Annotated in this window: 13 protein-coding genes and 1 tRNA gene; 4 read left to right on the top strand and 10 right to left on the bottom strand. The window is 41.0% G+C overall.

The genetic code is table 11. The features are described 5' to 3' along the window. The first annotated feature begins 5 nt into the window (after positions 1 to 5). Positions 6 to 1,697: a single-stranded-DNA-specific exonuclease RecJ gene (gene recJ / locus POV26_RS07630; RefSeq protein ID WP_272855977.1), complete on the top strand. Its 1,692-nt coding sequence runs from the start codon at positions 6 to 8 to the stop codon at positions 1,695 to 1,697. A 3-nt stretch (positions 1,698 to 1,700) separates the two neighbouring features. Here the strand turns inward: recJ and POV26_RS07625 are convergent, their stop codons facing one another. Next, a complete protein-coding gene (locus POV26_RS07625) occupies positions 1,701 to 2,462 on the bottom strand; it encodes a UDP-2,3-diacylglucosamine diphosphatase (RefSeq protein WP_272855879.1) in 762 nt (253 codons plus the stop codon). A 161-nt stretch (positions 2,463 to 2,623) separates the two neighbouring features. Then, complete coding sequence (locus POV26_RS07620) at positions 2,624 to 3,073, bottom strand: 6-pyruvoyl trahydropterin synthase family protein (RefSeq protein WP_272855878.1); 450 nt, start codon at positions 3,071 to 3,073, stop codon at positions 2,624 to 2,626. A 105-nt stretch (positions 3,074 to 3,178) separates the two neighbouring features. Between POV26_RS07620 and POV26_RS07615 the strand changes: the two genes are divergently transcribed. Further along, complete coding sequence (locus tag POV26_RS07615; protein ID WP_272855877.1) at positions 3,179 to 3,814, top strand: 2OG-Fe(II) oxygenase; 636 nt, start codon at positions 3,179 to 3,181, stop codon at positions 3,812 to 3,814. Positions 3,815 to 3,929: 115 nt separating this feature from the next. On the opposite strand, the gene POV26_RS07610 is transcribed toward POV26_RS07615, so the two are convergent. Both POV26_RS07610 and POV26_RS07605 read right to left on the bottom strand, forming a co-directional pair. Then, positions 3,930 to 4,241: a hypothetical protein gene (locus tag POV26_RS07610; protein ID WP_272855876.1), complete on the bottom strand. Its 312-nt coding sequence runs from the start codon at positions 4,239 to 4,241 to the stop codon at positions 3,930 to 3,932. A gap of 257 nt (positions 4,242 to 4,498) precedes the next feature. Then, positions 4,499 to 5,833 (bottom strand): MATE family efflux transporter, encoded by a 1,335-nt coding sequence (locus POV26_RS07605; protein ID WP_272855875.1) that lies wholly within the window; start codon positions 5,831 to 5,833, stop codon positions 4,499 to 4,501. 132 nt (positions 5,834 to 5,965) lie between these two features. Here POV26_RS07605 and POV26_RS07600 point away from each other — a divergent pair, with 132 nt between their 5' ends. Next, positions 5,966 to 6,778, top strand: coding sequence for a universal stress protein (locus tag POV26_RS07600; RefSeq protein WP_272855874.1), 813 nt, complete (start codon positions 5,966 to 5,968; stop codon positions 6,776 to 6,778). A 234-nt stretch (positions 6,779 to 7,012) separates the two neighbouring features. On the opposite strand, the gene POV26_RS07595 is transcribed toward POV26_RS07600, so the two are convergent. The 6 genes from POV26_RS07595 to POV26_RS07570 form a co-directional block, all read right to left on the bottom strand. Continuing rightward, positions 7,013 to 7,086 (bottom strand) — tRNA-Ala (locus POV26_RS07595). A gap of 47 nt (positions 7,087 to 7,133) precedes the next feature. Beyond that, positions 7,134 to 7,973: an alpha/beta hydrolase family protein gene (locus POV26_RS07590; RefSeq protein WP_272855976.1), complete on the bottom strand. Its 840-nt coding sequence runs from the start codon at positions 7,971 to 7,973 to the stop codon at positions 7,134 to 7,136. After that, positions 7,973 to 10,702, bottom strand: coding sequence for a PD-(D/E)XK nuclease family protein (locus POV26_RS07585; RefSeq protein ID WP_272855873.1), 2,730 nt, complete (start codon positions 10,700 to 10,702; stop codon positions 7,973 to 7,975). Before POV26_RS07585 ends, POV26_RS07590 begins: the two co-directional genes overlap by 1 nt. A 76-nt stretch (positions 10,703 to 10,778) precedes the next feature. Beyond that, on the bottom strand, positions 10,779 to 12,170 hold the full coding sequence (locus POV26_RS07580; protein WP_272855872.1) for an OmpA family protein: 1,392 nt from the start codon (positions 12,168 to 12,170) through the stop codon (positions 10,779 to 10,781). A gap of 125 nt (positions 12,171 to 12,295) precedes the next feature. Then, a complete protein-coding gene (kbl, locus tag POV26_RS07575; protein ID WP_272855871.1) occupies positions 12,296 to 13,492 on the bottom strand; it encodes a glycine C-acetyltransferase in 1,197 nt (398 codons plus the stop codon). Between the two features lie 23 nt (positions 13,493 to 13,515). Then, complete coding sequence (locus POV26_RS07570; RefSeq protein ID WP_272855870.1) at positions 13,516 to 16,656, bottom strand: UvrD-helicase domain-containing protein; 3,141 nt, start codon at positions 16,654 to 16,656, stop codon at positions 13,516 to 13,518. Positions 16,657 to 16,815: 159 nt separating this feature from the next. On the opposite strand from POV26_RS07570, the gene POV26_RS07565 reads away from it, so the two are divergent. Further along, a complete protein-coding gene (locus POV26_RS07565) occupies positions 16,816 to 17,424 on the top strand; it encodes a superoxide dismutase (RefSeq protein ID WP_272855869.1) in 609 nt (202 codons plus the stop codon). Positions 17,425 to 18,043: the final 619 nt, after the last annotated feature.

Raw genomic sequence — 18,043 nt, 5'->3', positions numbered from 1 at the left:
AGTATATGCGCTGGACCCTAAAACCAAAACCCGAACAAGAAAAAGTAGATTCGCTTTCAGAAGCCTTGAAGGTGGACCCCATTATCGCCTCCCTTTTGGTACAGCGTGGCGTGGAAACTTTTGAGGATGCCGAAAAATTTTTCCGCCCAAGTTTGGAAGATCTGCACGATCCTTTTCTGATGAAGGATATGGACAAAGCCGTTTCACGAATTGAAAAAGCAATCGAAAACGAGGAGAACATTTTAATCTACGGCGATTATGACGTGGACGGCACCACCAGCGTCGCCCTGCTTGCTTCCTATTTAAAAAGTTATTACCCAAACATTTCAACTTACATTCCCGATCGATATGACGAAGGTTACGGTGTTTCGTATAAAGGAATCGACTATGCTGAGGACAACGGCTTTTCGCTGATTATTGCTTTGGACTGCGGTATAAAAGCCATTGATAAAGTGGCGTATGCTACTGAAAAAAATATCGATTTCATCATCTGCGACCACCACCGCCCGGGGAAGGAAATACCCAAAGCCGTTGCCGTGCTCGACCCAAAACGGGAGGATTGCGAATATCCGTATAAAGAACTTTGCGGGTGTGGCGTTGGCTTCAAATTGATACAGGCTTTGGCTGAAAGGAGGGGTTTGCGGATTGAAGATTTGTTGCTGTATTTAGATTTGGTCGCAACCGCAATTGCGGCAGATATTGTCCCAATCACTGGCGAAAACAGAATTCTCGCACATTATGGGTTGAAAGTAATAAACAGCAATCCGAGGACGGGGATGCAGGCGATTTTAAAACAGGTAAAAAAGAAAACCCTCACAATCACAGATGTAGTCTTTATCATCGCCCCACGTATCAACGCTGCCGGAAGAATGAAACACGGAAACCACGCAGTAACACTGCTTACCGAAACAGATTTGGAAAAAGCCGAAGCATATGCCGCCGAAATTGAACAATTCAACACAGACCGAAGGGATGCCGACAAATTGATTACCGAGGAAGCGCTTCAGCAAATAATCCAAAATAAAGAAGAGAAACGAAAAACTACCGTTGTGTATCAAGAAAATTGGCACAAAGGCGTCATTGGTATCGTGGCTTCCCGATTGACGGAAACGTATTACCGGCCCACGTTAGTCTTTACCAAAAGTGGTGAAAGGCTCGCCGCCTCTGCCCGTTCCGTTAAAGGGTTTGATGTTTATAACGCTTTGGAAAGCTGTGCGGAACACATTGAACAGTTCGGCGGGCATATGTATGCCGCTGGTTTAACGCTCTTCGAGAAAGATTTTGAAAATTTCAAAAATGAATTTGAACGCGTGGTTTCCGAAACCATCGACCCCCAGCTTTTGACGCCCGAGATAAAGATTGATGCCGAAATAAATCTGGAGGACATCACCCCAAAATTCTATAGAATTTTAAAACAGTTCGCCCCTTTCGGCCCCGGAAATATGACACCGGTTTTTATGACCCAAAATTTAACGGATACCGGCTGGGGCAAATGTGTGGGCGAAGACAAAACGCATCTGCGCGTTGTGGTGAAACAGGGAAATTCAAATCAATTTACGGGAATAGGTTTTGGGCTGGCGGGAAAAAGCGCTATTGCCTGCAACGGAAAACCATTCAAAGCTGCCTATTGCATAGATGAAAACGAATGGCAGGGGAATGTTAGTTTGCAACTGCGGTTAAAGGACATTCGGGAATAATTTTTATTTTGTTTTGAATTGTTTTAATTCAAAATTTTCGCCATCAAAAACGCCGTAGGTATAATGATTTATCCAATCGCCAAGATTATAATAGGTTGAATTTTCGCCAACCTTAATTTCCATCGGCAAATGGCGGTGGCCAAAAATGAAGTAATCAAAATGTTTGTTTTCCAGTTTTCGTTTTGAATATTGGGCAAGCCATTCTTTTTCCTCGCCCAAAAACTCTTTGTCCTCATCACCAGAAATCAATTTGTTTTTTACCGAAAGATGTTGCGCCACGCGAACACCAATATCTGGGTGCAACCATCGAAATAGCCATTTTGAAAACGGATTAATAAAAACCTTTTTCATCCGCTTATAGCCTTTGTCGCCCGGACCTTTTCCGTCGCCGTGACCGATAAAGAAATGTTTATTATTGAAAATAAATTCTTTCGGGTCGTGATATACTGGAATGTTCAATTCCTTTTCAAAATAATCGTGCATCCACAGATCGTGATTCCCAACAAAAAAGTGGATTTGGATGCCGCTATCGCGAAGCTCGGCCAGTTTTCCCAAAACACGTACAAATCCTTTCGGCACTACAGTTTTATATTCAAACCAAAAATCGAAAAGATCGCCAAGTAGGAAGATTGCTTCGGCATCATGTTTTATGGTGTCGAGCCATTTCACAAAAATCCTTTCGCGCGGCAAGCTTTCGGCCTGTGTGGGCGCGCCAAGATGGTTGTCGCTGGAAAAGTATATTTTTTTGCCCTGTGGGATTTGCATTGGGCAAAGATAGTGAAAAGGGGTATTAATCATTTAAGGAAAATCCCGAAGGGCTCTTTTAAAAAAGGCGTGGAATTTTCATCCGTAAAAGATATAGAAAAAGACTCTTCGAATAAGTTTATGTTGAGCAATGTCGAAATGCCCAGAGTAACTTAATGAGTTTAATTATCCCCCGCAAACCATTCCGCATAACTGCTGTCGGTTTCCTGCAATTTTAAGGAGTGGAGCGTTATGTTTTTAGGAAGACGTTTCTTTATTTTTTCAGAAAAATCAATTACCATCATTTCGCTGGTGGGCTGGTAATCCACCAAAAGTACGCTGTGGCCGCGATCGCTCAGTTCCTTTGCCAATTCAACGTGTGGCGTGTTTTTATTGAAAACAGTGGCATGGTCAAAAACATCCACGATTTCTTCCTTTACTATTTTTTTCAGATCGCCAAAATCAATCACCATCCCGAATTTTACGTTATCGTTGTCTGAAATTGGAGTGCCGATCACGGTTACCGAAAGCTTGTAACTGTGCCCATGCACGTTTCTGCATTTGCCGTCGTAGCCGTAAAGGGCGTGGCCGGTTTCAAAAGAAAAAATCTTGGTAATCCGTATTGTTTGCATCGCTTTTCTTTAGGCTTCAAAGATACTGCTTTTGAAAGGAAAAATATTTTCTGAAAACGTATAGATTTCTACACTATATTTGCCCACTTTTTTAAAGAGCCGAAAATGACCGAAGAGCTTTTTGAGCAACTGGAATTTGTTGAAAATCCGCTGTTTGAAATTATTATTGACGACTTGCTGCAACAGCAATACAGTATTGTGGACCACTTTTTTTCTTCGGAAGAAGTGGAGGTTTTGCGCAATTCGTTGCTCGCAAAATACGAAGCGGACCGTTTCAAAAAATCCGCCATCGGCAACCGTACCCATGAAGAAATTGACAAAACCATCCGCGGCGATTTTATTCTTTGGATGGACGAAAAAAATGCCAATGAAGCCGAAGGGGTTTTCTTCAAAAAAATAAATGAGTTGGTAAATTACCTAAACAAGACCTGCTTTTTGGGGATTCTTCAAAAGGAATTCCACTACGCCGTTTATCCAACCGGAACTTTTTATAAAAGGCATTTAGACACCTTTCAGAATGACGACCGAAGGAAACTTTCTATAGTTTGTTATTTGAATGAGGACAATTGGCTGCGCGAAAACGGCGGCGAGCTTACCATTTACACCGAAAATGACGAACTGGACATTTTACCACTTCCGGGGCGTGTGGTCATTTTCGAAAGCCAAATTTTGGAACACGAAGTAAAAGTGGTAAAAGCCTCGGAACGCTTGAGCATCACAGGCTGGCTGAAGACGCGATAGTTTCGTTTTTCTTTACCCCGGCCCTAAAGGATGCCGTCCCGATTCTTAAGAAAGTCTAAGTTATTGCTCCATCACTATTCTCCCCTTTTGCGGTTGGGCGAAAAAACCTAACTGATTATAAATAAATCTTATGGTCGCGGCAATAGTCGGCTATATAATTCTGAAGATTTTCCACTGCAGTTTTAAAATTTACGCGTTCGCTTTCGCCAAAACGTTCGGCTTCCAGATCGCGGTTTAGTTCCATTGCAATACTCTCGCGGATTTCGCGCAGGAGAATTTTCAGGTATTTCTCTTTGTTCATTTCTGAAATCTGCTGCAAATCTATCAAGGCATCGCAGACTTCTTCATATTCGGAAACAAGTTCCTTCACCAAATCATTTTCAAGCAATTCGGGATTGTTTTTAAATATTTCGGAAGGGGTCTTCAATTCAAAATAATTATTTATTCCTTACTTTTTTATAGACAACCGCGGCAATTACCAATACTGCCAATATCAAAAAAAGCCCGGGGCCGCCTAAAAATTTTAACCAATCCATAATTCAGTGTTAAGTGTTAAGTGTTAAGTGTTAAGTGTTAAGTGTTAAGTGTTAAGTGTTAAGTGTTAAGTGTTAAGTGTTAAGTGTTAAGTGTTAAGTGTTAAGTGTTAAGTGTTAAGTGTTAAGTGTTAAGTGTTAAGTAAAAGTATTAATTTTCTATCAGCGGAATATATTTTCTTCGGAATTTAACCATCAAGGCCACAGCCCGATAAGCTACCCAAACGATGAGCGCGGCCCATATTCCTATCAACCCCCAGTGCATATATTTTGAAAAATAAAGCACGGGAATGAAGCCGAAAATGGTTGCGCCGAGCAGTACATTCCGCAGATAGCCCATTTCGCCCAGGCCTTTAAAAATGGAATCGAGCGTGAATGCCAAGGCGTTGAATGGCAAACAGATGAGCACCATAAAAAACATGCCGTAAAAGATGGAAAGCACCTTTTCGTCTTTGTTGAAGAGAAGGCCGAGCGGTTCGTAAAGCAGCAGCCCAATAAAAACGAGCATTGCCGCGACCCCTAAATTATAAAGGTTTACTTTTTTGGTCAGCTTCCAAAGGGAGCTATAATTTCGCTCGCCCAAAAGTTTACCGCCGAGTATATTTCCTGCAGCGCCGTAACCATCAATAAAAAATGCCGTGAAAATCCAAATGTTGAAGGCAATGGTGTGGGCGGCAATGTATTCCTTCCCCAAATCGGCAGCTTCGCGGGTTGCCAGTATCAATGCGGTGTTCAAGGCTACCGAACGCAAAAAAAGATTGAAACTCATGTTGACCAATCGTTTAATTTCGGGATGCAACGGGAAATATAATTTCAGGGAAATTTCCGTTTTTTTCAAAAGAAAAATTAGTGCCATAATCGCCATTACGGCTTGCGAAATAAGGCTGGCCCAAGCGGCGCCTTTTATTCCCATCGGCAAAATATAGCCGTCAATTCCATAAACCAAAGCAAAGTCCAGCCCAATGTTTAATGCTGCACCAATGGCAGCGATAATCATCGGCCAAAAGGTGTTTTGAAGTCCACGGAAAAGCCCAAACACCGCAAAAGTGAAAAGTGTAAGCGGAAAGCCCCAAACGCGGATGTTGTAATAATCGATGCTGAAGGAAAGAATCATTCCTTCGGCATTGAGCAGTTTGAAGATTTCTTCAACAAAAAAATATGTGGAAAAAAGTACGATAATGCTCAACGCAATGTTGAAATAGATGGCCTGTGCGGGAAAATTGTGCAAATCCTTCAACTTTCCAGCGCCCAAATTCTGCGATACGATTGCAGAAATGGCGCTTCGGGTCTGTCCCAAAATCCAAATAAGTGCCGAAAGAAACGAACCAACAATGCCCACCGCCGCCAGCGATTCAATGCCAAATTCCTTAATATTCCCCACAACGGCAGCATCGGTGGCAGACAGTACCGGCTCTGCAATTCCCGAGATAATGGCGGGAATGGCGAGCTGCTGGATGCGTTTGAATGAAATGTCGGTTTTTATCATTTTTGAAAGCGCAAAACTAAGGAAAATGCCGAAAGGCACTGGGTTGGTCTGTCCCTAAATATTTAAAATTTAAGTGAAATGTTAAAGATTTGTGGATTGATTGATATTTAAGGTTAATTTTGCAGTCAATTAATGAAGAAGTTTCAGTCTATGAAAAATATTTTGGTACCCGTTGGGTCTTCGGAAAACGCTGCAAGTAACCTACAGTATGCCATTGATTTGGCCTTGGAAATAAATGCCAATGTATATATGGTCTCCGTTTTTCAGGAACTTTCAAAAGCTGGGGGGCTTTCCAAATTGAGCACCATTTTGAAGGAAGACACCGAACACCGTTTGGAGGAAGTGCTCTCACAGGTTGATAAAAAAGGCGCAAACGTAATTGCACATACCATAAAAGGTGAGGTTTTGGACGGAATCAATCGTTTCAGCAAGCAAGTGCCGATAGATTTAATGATTTTGGCCCCACGGAGCAATTCCATAAAAGAAGAAGTATATCTCGGGAAGACTTCGGGGAAACTGCTGAAGCATACCAATATTCCAATGCTTATCGTTCCGGAAGGCGCAAAATTCCAACCGCCAAAAACGATGCTGATGGCTTTCAAAAATGGAACTTTTGAGCATGATGGTTTATTGGAAGCCGTTAGACAATTCAAACAGAGTTTCGGCACCGAAGTGAACGTACTTCACGTTGAAACCCCCGAAACTACGGCGGAAATGATGGAAGTGACCGAGAATCTAAAAACAATACAGACTTCATACTCACGGGTTGAAGCCGCTACTACTTTTCAAGCGGTAATAGAATATTTTCAGCATTTTAACCCAGATATGCTGTGCGTAATCCGAAGGAAACGCGGTTTCTTTAAAAAACTTTGGGAAAAGAACGAGATCCACAAACGGGAGTTTCATACCAGCAAACCTTTATTGGTGCTTCCGGTACAGGAGTAATTCAGTGGTCAGTTAAAAAAAATGGCGGCATTCACTTAAGGGCTTTAGTGTTTGCTGAATACCTACAAACGCATATTTTAGTTGTGGAGAATACCGCCCCAAAGCCTCGGGGGAACCGATAGCTCGTGCCCAGTTAACTTCGGCAATTCTTCCGAAAGCCTTCGGAACGCCGCAGCCACACGGCCTATTGGAAATGCTCAAACAAAAAAACCACCATTTTCACGGTGGTTTTTGTGGAGAATATCGGAGTCGAACCGATGACCTCTTGCATGCCATGCAAGCGCTCTAGCCAGCTGAGCTAATCCCCCAAATGCTGTTTAGGTTGGCAAAAATAGTAAATTTTTCAATACAAGCTTCATTTTAAAAACGCAATTGTTTTTTCGACCGCTTTTTTTAAATCGTTTGGCAACGTATTTTCCCCAAAAGGATGTTTTGCGCCAAAAACGTGGTCTGCGCCATCAATGATAGCCAATTCACTTTGTGGATTCCAGGAATGGATGGCCTTTGCTTCAGTTACGGAAACTGTTGGATCCTCGCTTCCATGGACAATAAGCTGCGGGATTTTTAAATTTTTAACGGCGCGACTGATGGTCAATCGCTTTTCATTGGCCTTAAAATCTTCATAAAACTGAAACTTGTTTGGCATCCTTTGTTTGGTACGGCCATTTTCAACATAAGTAACGCCAGTTTCTTTCCAAGATTCAAATGCAGCCGTTCCTTCTTGAAATCTGGCTTTAAAATCGCAAACGCTGGCCCAGGTTACAACTTTGCTTATGCGTGCATCTTCTTCGGCTTTAATTAATACAATTCCGCCACCTCGGCTATGGCCTATCAGGGAAATGGTTGAAATTTGCTTCGGAAAATTTTCGCCTCCACCTTCAATTTCCTTTAAAACCCTATCCAAATCATCCAGTTCCAAGCTGAAATTATTTTCGGCAAAAGCCTCCAAATCGGGAAAATCTATGGGTTGCTCCACCGTGCCGCCGTTGTGCGAAAAATTGAATTTCACAAAACAAAAACCCGCATTGGCAAAGGCTTCGGCTACCAAATGCCAAGCGCCCCAATCCTTGAAACCTTTGTAGCCGTGGCAGAAAATTACAACTGGCTGCGGGTTTTCGGTTTCGTTGCAATACACATCGTAAAGGATGGGTTTTTTGTTTTCGGAAGGAAGTATTTTATTCTTTTTAAGAATCATCAATCTATTTCTTTTTCAATGAACGGAATGTTCGGATCACAAATTTCCAAGATTAATTTCTTCAGTTCAACGGTAAAATGCTCCAAAGTTTCATTTGTAACCAATTGTGATTTGTTGCGGCTTCCCGACTTTTCCTTTACGCCAAATTTTAAAAATCCGCCGCCAAGGTTTTTAAAGGAAATAATTCCGGCTTCGGCATTGTCCATTGGGATTTGCTTATTCATCATCAAGGCATAAGTCAAAACTTGAAAGGCCTTGCTGAATTTATAATCTTGGTTTAAGTCTTCCCAATTGATTATCTCTACATCGCCTTGATTTACAGCGCCCGTCTTGTAATCTATGATTCTGAGCTGTCCGTTATACGCATCAACGCGATCTACTTTCCCCCGGATTTTCACGGGAAATGCAAGTTCTGGGATTGGGATTTCCAATGTGAGATCAGTTTCAATCTGAAGGATTTTTATGGTATTTCCAGCTTGGATTTCCGCTATTTCCCTATCCAGAAAATTTGAAATGTAGCGTTTAGCGACTTCAAAAATGATGAGATTCTTTCCTTTGTTGAAAGTTCCCCCCCTAAAAGTTTTCTTGAACTGAATGGTAACCTCTTCATGAATGCGATCTTTCATATCCAAAAGGTTTTGGGCAGTTAATTCGGTTCCTTCCAAGGGTTGAAAGAATGTCTCCAAAGTATCGTGAACAATGGTGCCCAGGGTGTTTGCCGCCACAGTTTCTTCCACCTCTTCAAATTCGTTCAGCTTTAATATTTTCTGAAAATAAAAATCGAGGGGATTGCGAATATAGCTTGTAAGTGCCGATGGTGAAAACCCTTTTTCGGAAATTTCGCGGAGCCGTTCCATAACTGCTTCAGTCTTACTGATTTGCCTTAAAGACTTTTGTTTTAATTGAACTTTTGGTGAAAGTATTCGTTTTTCAATCGTATGGTTTTCTTGTTTCTCTATTTCCAATTGCCTGATAAAACGGCTCTTTTCACCCGTATTAATACCTTCGGAATGGTTGTTATAGAGCAATGTCACATTTTTAGCGCGCTGCAACAATCTGTAAAAATGATAGGTGTAAATGGCATCCTTTTCAGTATAAAGTGGCAGGTGGAACTGTTGCTTTAGATCGTAGGTAATAAAGGAAGCATTCGATTTTCCGGAAGGGAAAATCCCTTCGTTTACCGAAGTGATTATTACGTTTTCGAAATCCAAAGCACGGGTTTCCAAAACGCCCATAAGCTGAAGGCCCCCATATGCATCGCCTTCAAAATCCAATGATGTGGTTGAGGTCAATTCCGAAAAAAGCATCAGCACACTTTTTATTGATTTGAGATGTGGATACTTTTGGTTCAAGGCTTCAATTTTTTTAAAAACGGCCATTAGTTGAAGCAAAACCAACTGTTCAATAGTATGGAGCGTATGTTTTGTTTGAAGTTCATCAGCAATTTGTATCGCTCGCTGTATAGCGGTTTGGCTGTCGTCCTTCCAATCTTCAAAAAGTAGTTGTAAAATTCCGTTTTCAGCACTGTTTGAAAGTTCAATCAGGCTAGGTATGGAAATATGGGTAATGTTTTCACGAGTCAACTTTTTCGCAATATCCTTCGCATCGGGCACCAAAAGATTTCCCAAGGGATGATTCAGTATTGAAAGAATCTCCTTGTAATATATGGTTTCCGACGTTCGAAGATGCATGCTGAAAAGTATTTCAAAGAAAACAACCGCGGGAAAATTCTTTAAGGAAACACCCATGGTAACGTTCAAATTTTTCACGTTTTTGGGTAATGAATAAAGCAAAGGGACCAATAAGTTTTCATCACCCAGTACAATGGCTGTTTTATTGATTTCATCTTCGGAAAGGCTTGAAAGCAGCTCGCCCACATATTTTGCTTGGCCAATATTTTTTTGAACCTCCACGAATTGGAGGCTTTTTGGTTTCCCAAAATTGCTGCCAATAAGTTTGGGAGGTCTCTCTTGAAAATGTTTCCACTCTTGTATGTATTTTCTAATGAAATAGGAAGCGCTGTGTTTTGGATCTTCGTAGAAAGTTTGATCTGTGTCCCAATATACTTCCGCGTTTCCGGTTTCAAGCAGTTCCTGGACAATGTTCTGCTCTGCGGTATTTAGTGCATTAAACCCTATAAAAATGTGCTTTTTGTCGCTATTGCTATTTATGTAATGTTCAATATTTAAAGCCGCCTCTCGATAAACCATTCCTTGATACCCCAAATTTTCCTTCAAAAGAAGCGACTGAAGGTTTTCATAGAAATGCGGCAGGCCTGACCAAAACTGTAGATAACTATTTATGAGTTCTGTTTTTTCTTGATCTACGCCCCATCGTTCCAATGTTTTGATACTGGACAAATAACTGAAAAAAGGTTTCGGTTCTACTAAATAACGATCCATTTCATTAAAATCGTTAAGCAATGTCATTGCCCAAGATGCGTAAGTTTCGAAATCCTCCTTTTCCGTAATTATTTTGGTGGAGAGATAAGCTTGATAGCTTTTAAAGAGCAATTCGGTATTGTCTATGATTTTTAGATTGGATAAATTTTCAATAAACTCTTCGATACTGAGAATTTTAGGAGAAAACGCAGTTTGTGCTGCCGTGTTTTTTAGAATGTTTTTTAAGAATCCTCCCGCTCTTTTGCTTGGGAGGATTAAAGTGAAATCGGAGATATCTCCGTTGCTGCTTTTAATGGTTGCGACTACTTCTTCAAGAAAGCTTATCATATGCCTAAAAATAGAAAAAGCCCTCCAAAATGGAAGGCTTTTTCAAAATTATTTAATGAATTTAATCCTATCGTTTTTAGTTTCTAGGAATTAAATTGATTTCAGTTCTACGGTTAGTAGCACGTCCTTCTTTAGTCGTATTAGGAGCTATTGGCTTAGATTCACCAAAACCTCTAGCGACAAGACGGTTTGAAGGAATACCATGCTCAATTAAGTAATTTACAACTGAAGCGGCTCTACCTTCTGATAGTTTTTGGTTATTGGCCTCACTACCTACACTGTCAGTGTGTCCATCAATGTGGAATCTGGAGTTAGGATATTCCTTAAGAATAGCTACTACGTTATCCAATACTTTCAATGAAGAAGGTTTTAGAGTTGTTTTACCAGTGTCAAACAAAATTGTTTTAGCATAGTCGCTCAACGCTTTTATAACCTCAACCGATAATTCTGGACAACCGTTGTTAGCTACAGTACCGGCAACATCTGGGCACTGATCGTCTTTGTCGATAACACCGTCACCGTCTCTATCTGGCCAAGGGCAACCGTTGTTTTCTTTTGGACCCGCTTCGTTTGGACAAGCATCGTCTTTATCAGCGATACCATCACCGTCAGCATCCGGACATCCGTTAAGTGCAGCTAAACCAGCAACAGTAGGACACTCATCCTGAGGATCAGGGATGCCATCACCGTCAGTATCAGGGCAACCGTTGAATTCAGCAAGACCTGGAGTGTTTGGACAAGCGTCGTTTCTATCTTCGATGCCATCACCGTCAGTATCAGGACAACCGTTGAATTCAGCTAAACCTGGAGTTTCTGGACACTCGTCATCTTTATCGTAGATTCCATCACCATCAGTATCTTTTCCACCAAATTGGAATACAATACCTGCAGAATGTTGGAAGTGAGTGATTCCGTAAGTATCCTCAAATGCATTCTTGTACGTTGATTGTAGATTAAGTGCTAAATAGTCGTTAAACCAAAATTTAACGCCAGCAATTGCGTTGGCAGTACCAAACCCGATATCATCTACCCAAGTATAACCACCACCAATACCAAGAGATGGGTCAAACCAGCTATCGCCTAAAACTTTTTTAAAGCTGTATTTAATTTCACCGTCTGCACCGTAGTAACTCAAGTCATCTACAGCAATATCTCCCAATTTGTCAATTCTATTGATTGTACCCGCAGCAGTAAATACAAAACCACTTCCAATATATCTGCTAATTGCAACTTTGGAAACTGAAGGAAGAATGTTCCAGTGGTCATTTGCGTTAAAATACTCGTCAAAGATATCCCCTCTTGCAGCAGCTGGGATACGTACTTGATCCTCATTGAGTCCAGCTGGATAAACGTCAACAGCGTTCATACCAACCTCAACAGCCCAAGGATTGTTTTCGTCTTGTGCGTTCGCCACCCCAATTCCTATGAATAGGATAGCAGCAACTAATAATCTGTTAAGATGTTTCATATTCGATTGTTTAATTTTTAAGTGTTAATTAAGAGCAAAAGTAAGTTGTTAAATATTATAAACAAAAGCAAATCTAATAAAATTTTCCTAAAGTCGGTGCTATTGATACGCAAATAAAGGATTTACTAGTTAATAACCTTTAATTTTTTTCCAATCTTAATAAAGGCATTTATGGCTTTGTCCAAATGTGCCTTAGTGTGCGCCGCAGAAAGCTGGACGCGAATCCTTGCCTTGCCTTTGGGCACAACCGGAAAAAAGAAGCCAATAACGTATATTCCCTCTTCCAATAACATATCGGCCATTTGCTGGGAGAGCTTGGCATCATATAGCATAACGGGAACTATTGCAGACTCTCCGTCAATAATATCAAATCCCGCTGTTTTCATTCCCTTTTTGAAATAAGCCGTGTTTTCCGCAAGTTTTTCGCGCAACGAGGAATCTTCAGAAAGCATTTCGAACACCTTAATAGATGCACCTACAATTGCGGGTGCCAAAGAATTCGAAAACAAGTATGGCCTTGAGCGCTGGCGAAGCATGTCAATAATCTCCTTTTTGCCCGTGGTGTAACCGCCCATGGCGCCCCCAAGCGCTTTTCCGAGTGTCCCCGTAATAATGTCTATTCTACCCATTACGCCTTTCTCTTCCAAAGTGCCACGACCCGTTTCGCCGATGAAACCTGTGGCGTGACATTCGTCTATCATTACCAGGGCATCATATTTATCAGCCAAATCGCAGATTTTGTCCAAAGGAGCTACCAAACCGTCCATGGAAAATACGCCATCGGTAACGATAAGTTTAAAGCGGGCCCCTTTTTCATTAGCGGCAATAAGCTGCTTTTCCAAATCTTCCATATTGCTGTTTTCATAGCGGTAACGCGCCGCTTTACACAGGCGCACTCCGTCTATAATGGAGGCGTGGTTCAGCGAATCTGAAATAATAGCATCTTCTTCCCCCAGCAGCGGTTCAAAAACACCGCCGTTGGCATCAAAGCACGCGGCGTAAAGTATCGTATCCTCCGTTCTGTAAAAATCGGCTATTTTTTTCTCCAGTTCTTTATGGATATCCTGCGTTCCGCAAATAAAACGAACGGAAGACATCCCAAACCCGTGTGTGTCCATCGCATCTTTGGCAGCCTGTATAACTTCCTTGTTGGAAGAAAGCCCTAAATAGTTATTGGCACAAAAATTTATGACCTTTTCCCCAGTAGAAATAGTGATTTCAGCATCTTGGGGCGAAGTGATGATTCGCTCTCTTTTATATAGACCGTTGTCCTTTATTTCTTCCAGTTCTTTCTGTAGATGTTCTTTAATTTTTCCGTACATATTTTATGTTTTAAATTTCAAAATTACGCTTTATTTATAACTATTTTATCGTCCTTACTATATATAAGTATTTTATGGAGGACCGCAAAGCCCATATCCCCTAAAGCGTTTGCATAGTCATTCAATTGGTCGTTGTGCCGGATTTTTGGGCTTCCAGTTTTATAATCCACGACAATCGCGGTGTTTTCTGGACGTATGTTTATTCTATCCGGCCGAAGGACCAAACCATCTTTTGTAATTATGCTCCGTTCGTTATAAACTTTATCGGTTCCTTCAAAGAGTTTTTTTAACTCGGGATGTTGAATGATTTGATAGACCGTTTTCCGTAAATGTTCTAATTCTTCCGTTGGGACAATCGCTCGTTCCCTCAACTCCATCAAAACCCTTTCCGCATCTGCTGTTGTGCGTATTTGAGCCATGGTGTCGTGGAGTATATTTCCCGCAGAAATAGCGGCAGCCGTTTCTTCTTCCAAATAAATTTCTTCGGAAGAAACTATTTTCAGGCCATGCGCTTTCGGGTTACTGGAAAGATACCGCGGCTCCATTTGGGCAATACCTTCTTTTGCTTTTGAAATTTTTTCCAGATCCCTTCCGAACTCATAAATCATTTGGTCGCTATTCCACATTCCCTTTTGTTTCAGAAATTCCATAAAAAGATGGTTGTAGGTTGAAGGAATTCCGTCTTTCGGCGCAGTGGGCATTTCTGCAAAAACGAAGAGTTTTTCAATAGGGCGCGTTAAGGTAACGTAGAGCAGATTAATATTGTCCAACTCCAACTGGCTTCTGTGCTCGTTGTACATGTGTTCGCCAAGTTCGCCGTAATTTGCTATTTCAGCTTTATAATTTATTTGTGCTTCCTTAAAATTAAAATCGTCATTTTCCAAAGGATACCAGAGTTTATCATACTTTCCGTCGTACAACTGAATGTCCGCAAACGGAAAAATAATCACGGGGAATTCCAACCCTTTTGCTTTGTGAATGGTCATCAATTGCACAGCATTCGTGCCTTCACTGGCGGCAATGGAAGCACGCTCCCTTTTTGACTCCCAATGGTCCAAAAATGAAATTTTATCTGCCAGCGGTTGCTGCTCGAATTCATAAACCAAATCCATAAAACCGAAAAGATAGGCATCCGCGGCATCCGCAATGTTGAATTTTTCAATACAGTATTCAAATGCTTCGTAAAGCGAAACGGCGCGCATTTTGGCAAAAGTGAAATCAATGTTATAATCTTTGAGGTTTTCGGTGAATTTTTCTTCCGAAATATTTAAAAATTCAGTAAAAAAAGTATGTTTCTCTTTCGGAATATTTAAGTGATCGTGCAGCAAATCCAGTAATTGGATTTTGGCTTCGTCATTATTTGGATACAGGCAAAGCTGTAACGCAAAAACCAGCATTTGCACCAAAGCCGAAGATTGCAGCAGCAGCGTTTCCGAAGAAATAACCGGCACGCCCTGCTCCATTAAAAAGGCGCCGAGCGCGATTCCATCCGCTTTTTTTCGGGTCAAGATACAGATATCGCTTTCCGAAAAACCGTTGGCTTTTACATTAGCAATCGTTTCCAAAACAAGGTTTGAATAGGCTTCGTTTTTTTCCGCTTTATTTTGTTTCTCGATAAATTCAAACTTTACATAGCCATCCTTTTTTGTGTTGGTTTCCTGCTTATTGCCCTCGTGGTACAATGTTCCGTGGCCCGCATTTGCAAAATAGGAAGCGGCAAAAGTGAAAAACTCGTTATTGAATTTTACGATCTCGGCACAACTTCTAAAATTAGTGCCCAAGGAAAGCACTTCTTTTTCACGCTGAAACGGATTCGTTTTTCCGTACAAATCCATAAACTGTTCGGGCAGCCCCCCGCGCCAGCGATAGATGGATTGTTTGGCATCGCCCACCAACAAAAGGCTGCCGGAGTTCGGCTCCAATTGTTGCGACAGGGCATTATCAATTAGCGGAATTAAATTTTCCCATTGCAATTTTGAAGTATCCTGAAATTCATCAATAAAAAAATGCCGGTATTTTTCGCCCAAACGTTCGTAAATAAACGGTGCGGGTTGGTTTTTAATTTCCTGGTTTATAAGCGAATTGAATTCTGAAATGGGCAGGATGTTCTTTTCTTCCTTTATGGTTTCAATTTCTTGGTTAACCAAATTGATTACCGAAAGCGGGGTAACGTTTTTCAGTATATTTTCAACCAAAAACAATTTGAAGACCAACTGCTTTGACTGCTGAAAATTTGTAATGAAATTTGGCGTCAATTCATCGATTATAGCTTTGATCTCTTCGGAAACCCTGCCGGGATACAATGGTTTCTCGCCCATGGATTCCTGCCATTTTGCCCCAAAATTCAGATCATATCTTCCGGTTGCAAGATTTTGAAAATGTTTCGGCAAGTAACTGCTGCTGAAATCGTCGAACTGCAGGCCGCTTTCTTCAATAAGTTGAAGTGTCTGCGATGCGATGGCTTCAATTGCTTCGGAATATTGCTTCTTTTTTTGAATCAACTGTTTTTTGAATTCAAGAAAATCTTCCAGCGTTTTCTGTTTCAAAATGGAAACGTGGGCCGAATCGTTTTCATCGTAAAGCAATTTGGCGGCATTGGCAATATCCCGAGAGATGTCCCACGATTTGTCATCGTCGGTTTTTTCCAACGCAAAATCGAGCAGTACTTTTGTTATTTCTCTGTTTTCGCCCGCCTTGCTCAACAATAGGTCCACAGCTTCCGCCAAGAGTTCATCGGTGTCGAGGGTTACTTCAAAATTGGTTGCCAGCTTTAAATCGCGTGCGAATGTTCGGATAAGCCTATGGTTAAATCTGTCGATAGTTTCAACGCTGAAGGCTGCATAATTATGAAGCAGGTTTCTGAGGATTTTTCGGGACCGGTTCTGAATTTCTTCAACGTTCATCCCGGTTTCCTCGGCAATTTTAAGCATCATCGGCAATGGTTCCGCAATGCTTTTTTCTTCGCTGAAATTTACCAAAGTCTCCACGATGCGCTGTTTCATCTCAGCCACCGCTTTATTGGTAAACGTAATTGCCAAAAGATGTTTGAAATAATCGTCCTGTTTTGATGACAGAATTTGTTTCAAATATTCTTTTACAAGGGTAAACGTTTTTCCACTGCCAGCTGCAGCGTTGTAAATTGAAAAGGAGGATTGTTTTTCCAAGACATAGACATTTTGCACTAAATTACTGTTTTTATGCCGTTAGAATCAAATAAATCTATGATTGAATAGAAATCTTATAAAAGCTATAACAGTTTTAAATTGTGAGATTGGTTAAATTTGGGGGAATTTAGTAATAACCAATAAAAAAACGATATAATTATGTCTTTCGAATTACCAAAATTACCGTATGCATTTGATGCTTTGGAACCAAACATCGATGCCAAAACGATGGAAATACACCACGGAAAACACCACCAAGGTTACACCAACAATCTTAATGCGGCCATAGAAGGCACCGATATGGAAGGGAAATCCATCGAGAATATTTTGACGAATCTTGATATGGAGAACAAAGCGGTCCGCAACAACGGTGGCGGATTTTACAACCATAGTCTTTTTTGGAAGGTAATGTCGCCCAAGGGCGGAGGAAAACCTTCAGGCGATTTGGCCAAAGCCATTGATGCTGCCTTTGGAAGTTTTGATGCTTTTAAGGAAAAATTTTCAACTGCTGCAAAAACACAATTCGGTTCAGGTTGGGCCTGGCTTTGCGTTCACAAAGGCGGAAAAGTGGAAGTCTGTTCCACTCCAAACCAAGACAACCCGTTAATGCCAAACGTGGGCTGCGGCGGAACTCCTATTTTGGGATTGGACGTTTGGGAGCACGCGTATTATCTGAAATACCAAAACAAGCGTCCCGACTACGTTGGCGCATTTTGGAACGTAATTAACTGGGACGAAGTTGCCGCCAATTACGCAAAGAATAAGTAAAAAATAATTTTTTATAGATTAAAAATAGTGCCCCGCTGAACAAAAGTGTTCAGCGGGGTTTCTTTTTGAACTATGCCTCCTTAAAATTTTTATGCTTTTTATTTTTTATAAGGGTGGAGGAAACATTTTAAACCAAAAAAGGCGAAGCACGAAAAGTTAGTAATATTGCAATATTACATTTCCTCCTTATTTTATAGTAGCTAAGCCCAATATCGGTAAAATTTTAGGCCTTATTTTCTTACTTATTCAATTGAAAATTGGGGATAAAAGACAAAAAACTTATTAGCTGCGGAAAATGGCCGCGACTAATTGCTTCATTAGTATTATTTTGTGAATTGCCATCTTCACTCAATTAAACAGGCAAGTACCATTTGGAAAATAAGAGAAATGTCTTGTTTTAAAGTTTAGTTAAGATGGGATATTGCCGGTTGCTTGCCGTCTTTTAAATTTAGAAACCTAAAACGAATCGTCGGAAAAGGAGGAAACGGCTCGCAAAAAACCTCGGAACATACTATTTAAAAAAGGAACGGCTCGCCACCCCGTTCAGATTTGGGCATAAAAAAAGGCAAACTTGCGTAAAAAGAAAAGGAAAACGGCTCGCAAAAAACCTCGGAACATA

Source organism: Aequorivita todarodis, from assembly GCF_028561335.1.
Classification (GTDB): domain Bacteria; phylum Bacteroidota; class Bacteroidia; order Flavobacteriales; family Flavobacteriaceae; genus Aequorivita; species Aequorivita todarodis.
Note: the sequence above shows the minus strand (reverse complement) of the source record. Positions and strands in the feature narration are given on the sequence as shown.

Bases quoted from the DNA above. Each gene is read 5' to 3' on its own strand.
- recJ (WP_272855977.1), top strand. From the start codon at position 6: ATGCGCTGGACCCTAAAACCAAAACCCGAACAAGAAAAAGTAGATTCG.
- POV26_RS07625 (WP_272855879.1), bottom strand. From the start codon at position 2,462: ATGCAAATCCCACAGGGCAAAAAAATATACTTTTCCAGCGACAACCAT.
- POV26_RS07620 (WP_272855878.1), bottom strand. From the start codon at position 3,073: ATGCAAACAATACGGATTACCAAGATTTTTTCTTTTGAAACCGGCCAC.
- POV26_RS07615 (WP_272855877.1), top strand. From the start codon at position 3,179: ATGACCGAAGAGCTTTTTGAGCAACTGGAATTTGTTGAAAATCCGCTG.
- POV26_RS07605 (WP_272855875.1), bottom strand. From the start codon at position 5,833: ATGATAAAAACCGACATTTCATTCAAACGCATCCAGCAGCTCGCCATT.
- POV26_RS07600 (WP_272855874.1), top strand. From the start codon at position 5,966: ATGAAGAAGTTTCAGTCTATGAAAAATATTTTGGTACCCGTTGGGTCT.
- POV26_RS07590 (WP_272855976.1), bottom strand. From the start codon at position 7,973: ATGATTCTTAAAAAGAATAAAATACTTCCTTCCGAAAACAAAAAACCC.
- POV26_RS07585 (WP_272855873.1), bottom strand. From the start codon at position 10,702: ATGATAAGCTTTCTTGAAGAAGTAGTCGCAACCATTAAAAGCAGCAAC.
- POV26_RS07580 (WP_272855872.1), bottom strand. From the start codon at position 12,170: ATGAAACATCTTAACAGATTATTAGTTGCTGCTATCCTATTCATAGGA.
- kbl (WP_272855871.1), bottom strand. From the start codon at position 13,492: ATGTACGGAAAAATTAAAGAACATCTACAGAAAGAACTGGAAGAAATA.
- POV26_RS07565 (WP_272855869.1), top strand. From the start codon at position 16,816: ATGTCTTTCGAATTACCAAAATTACCGTATGCATTTGATGCTTTGGAA.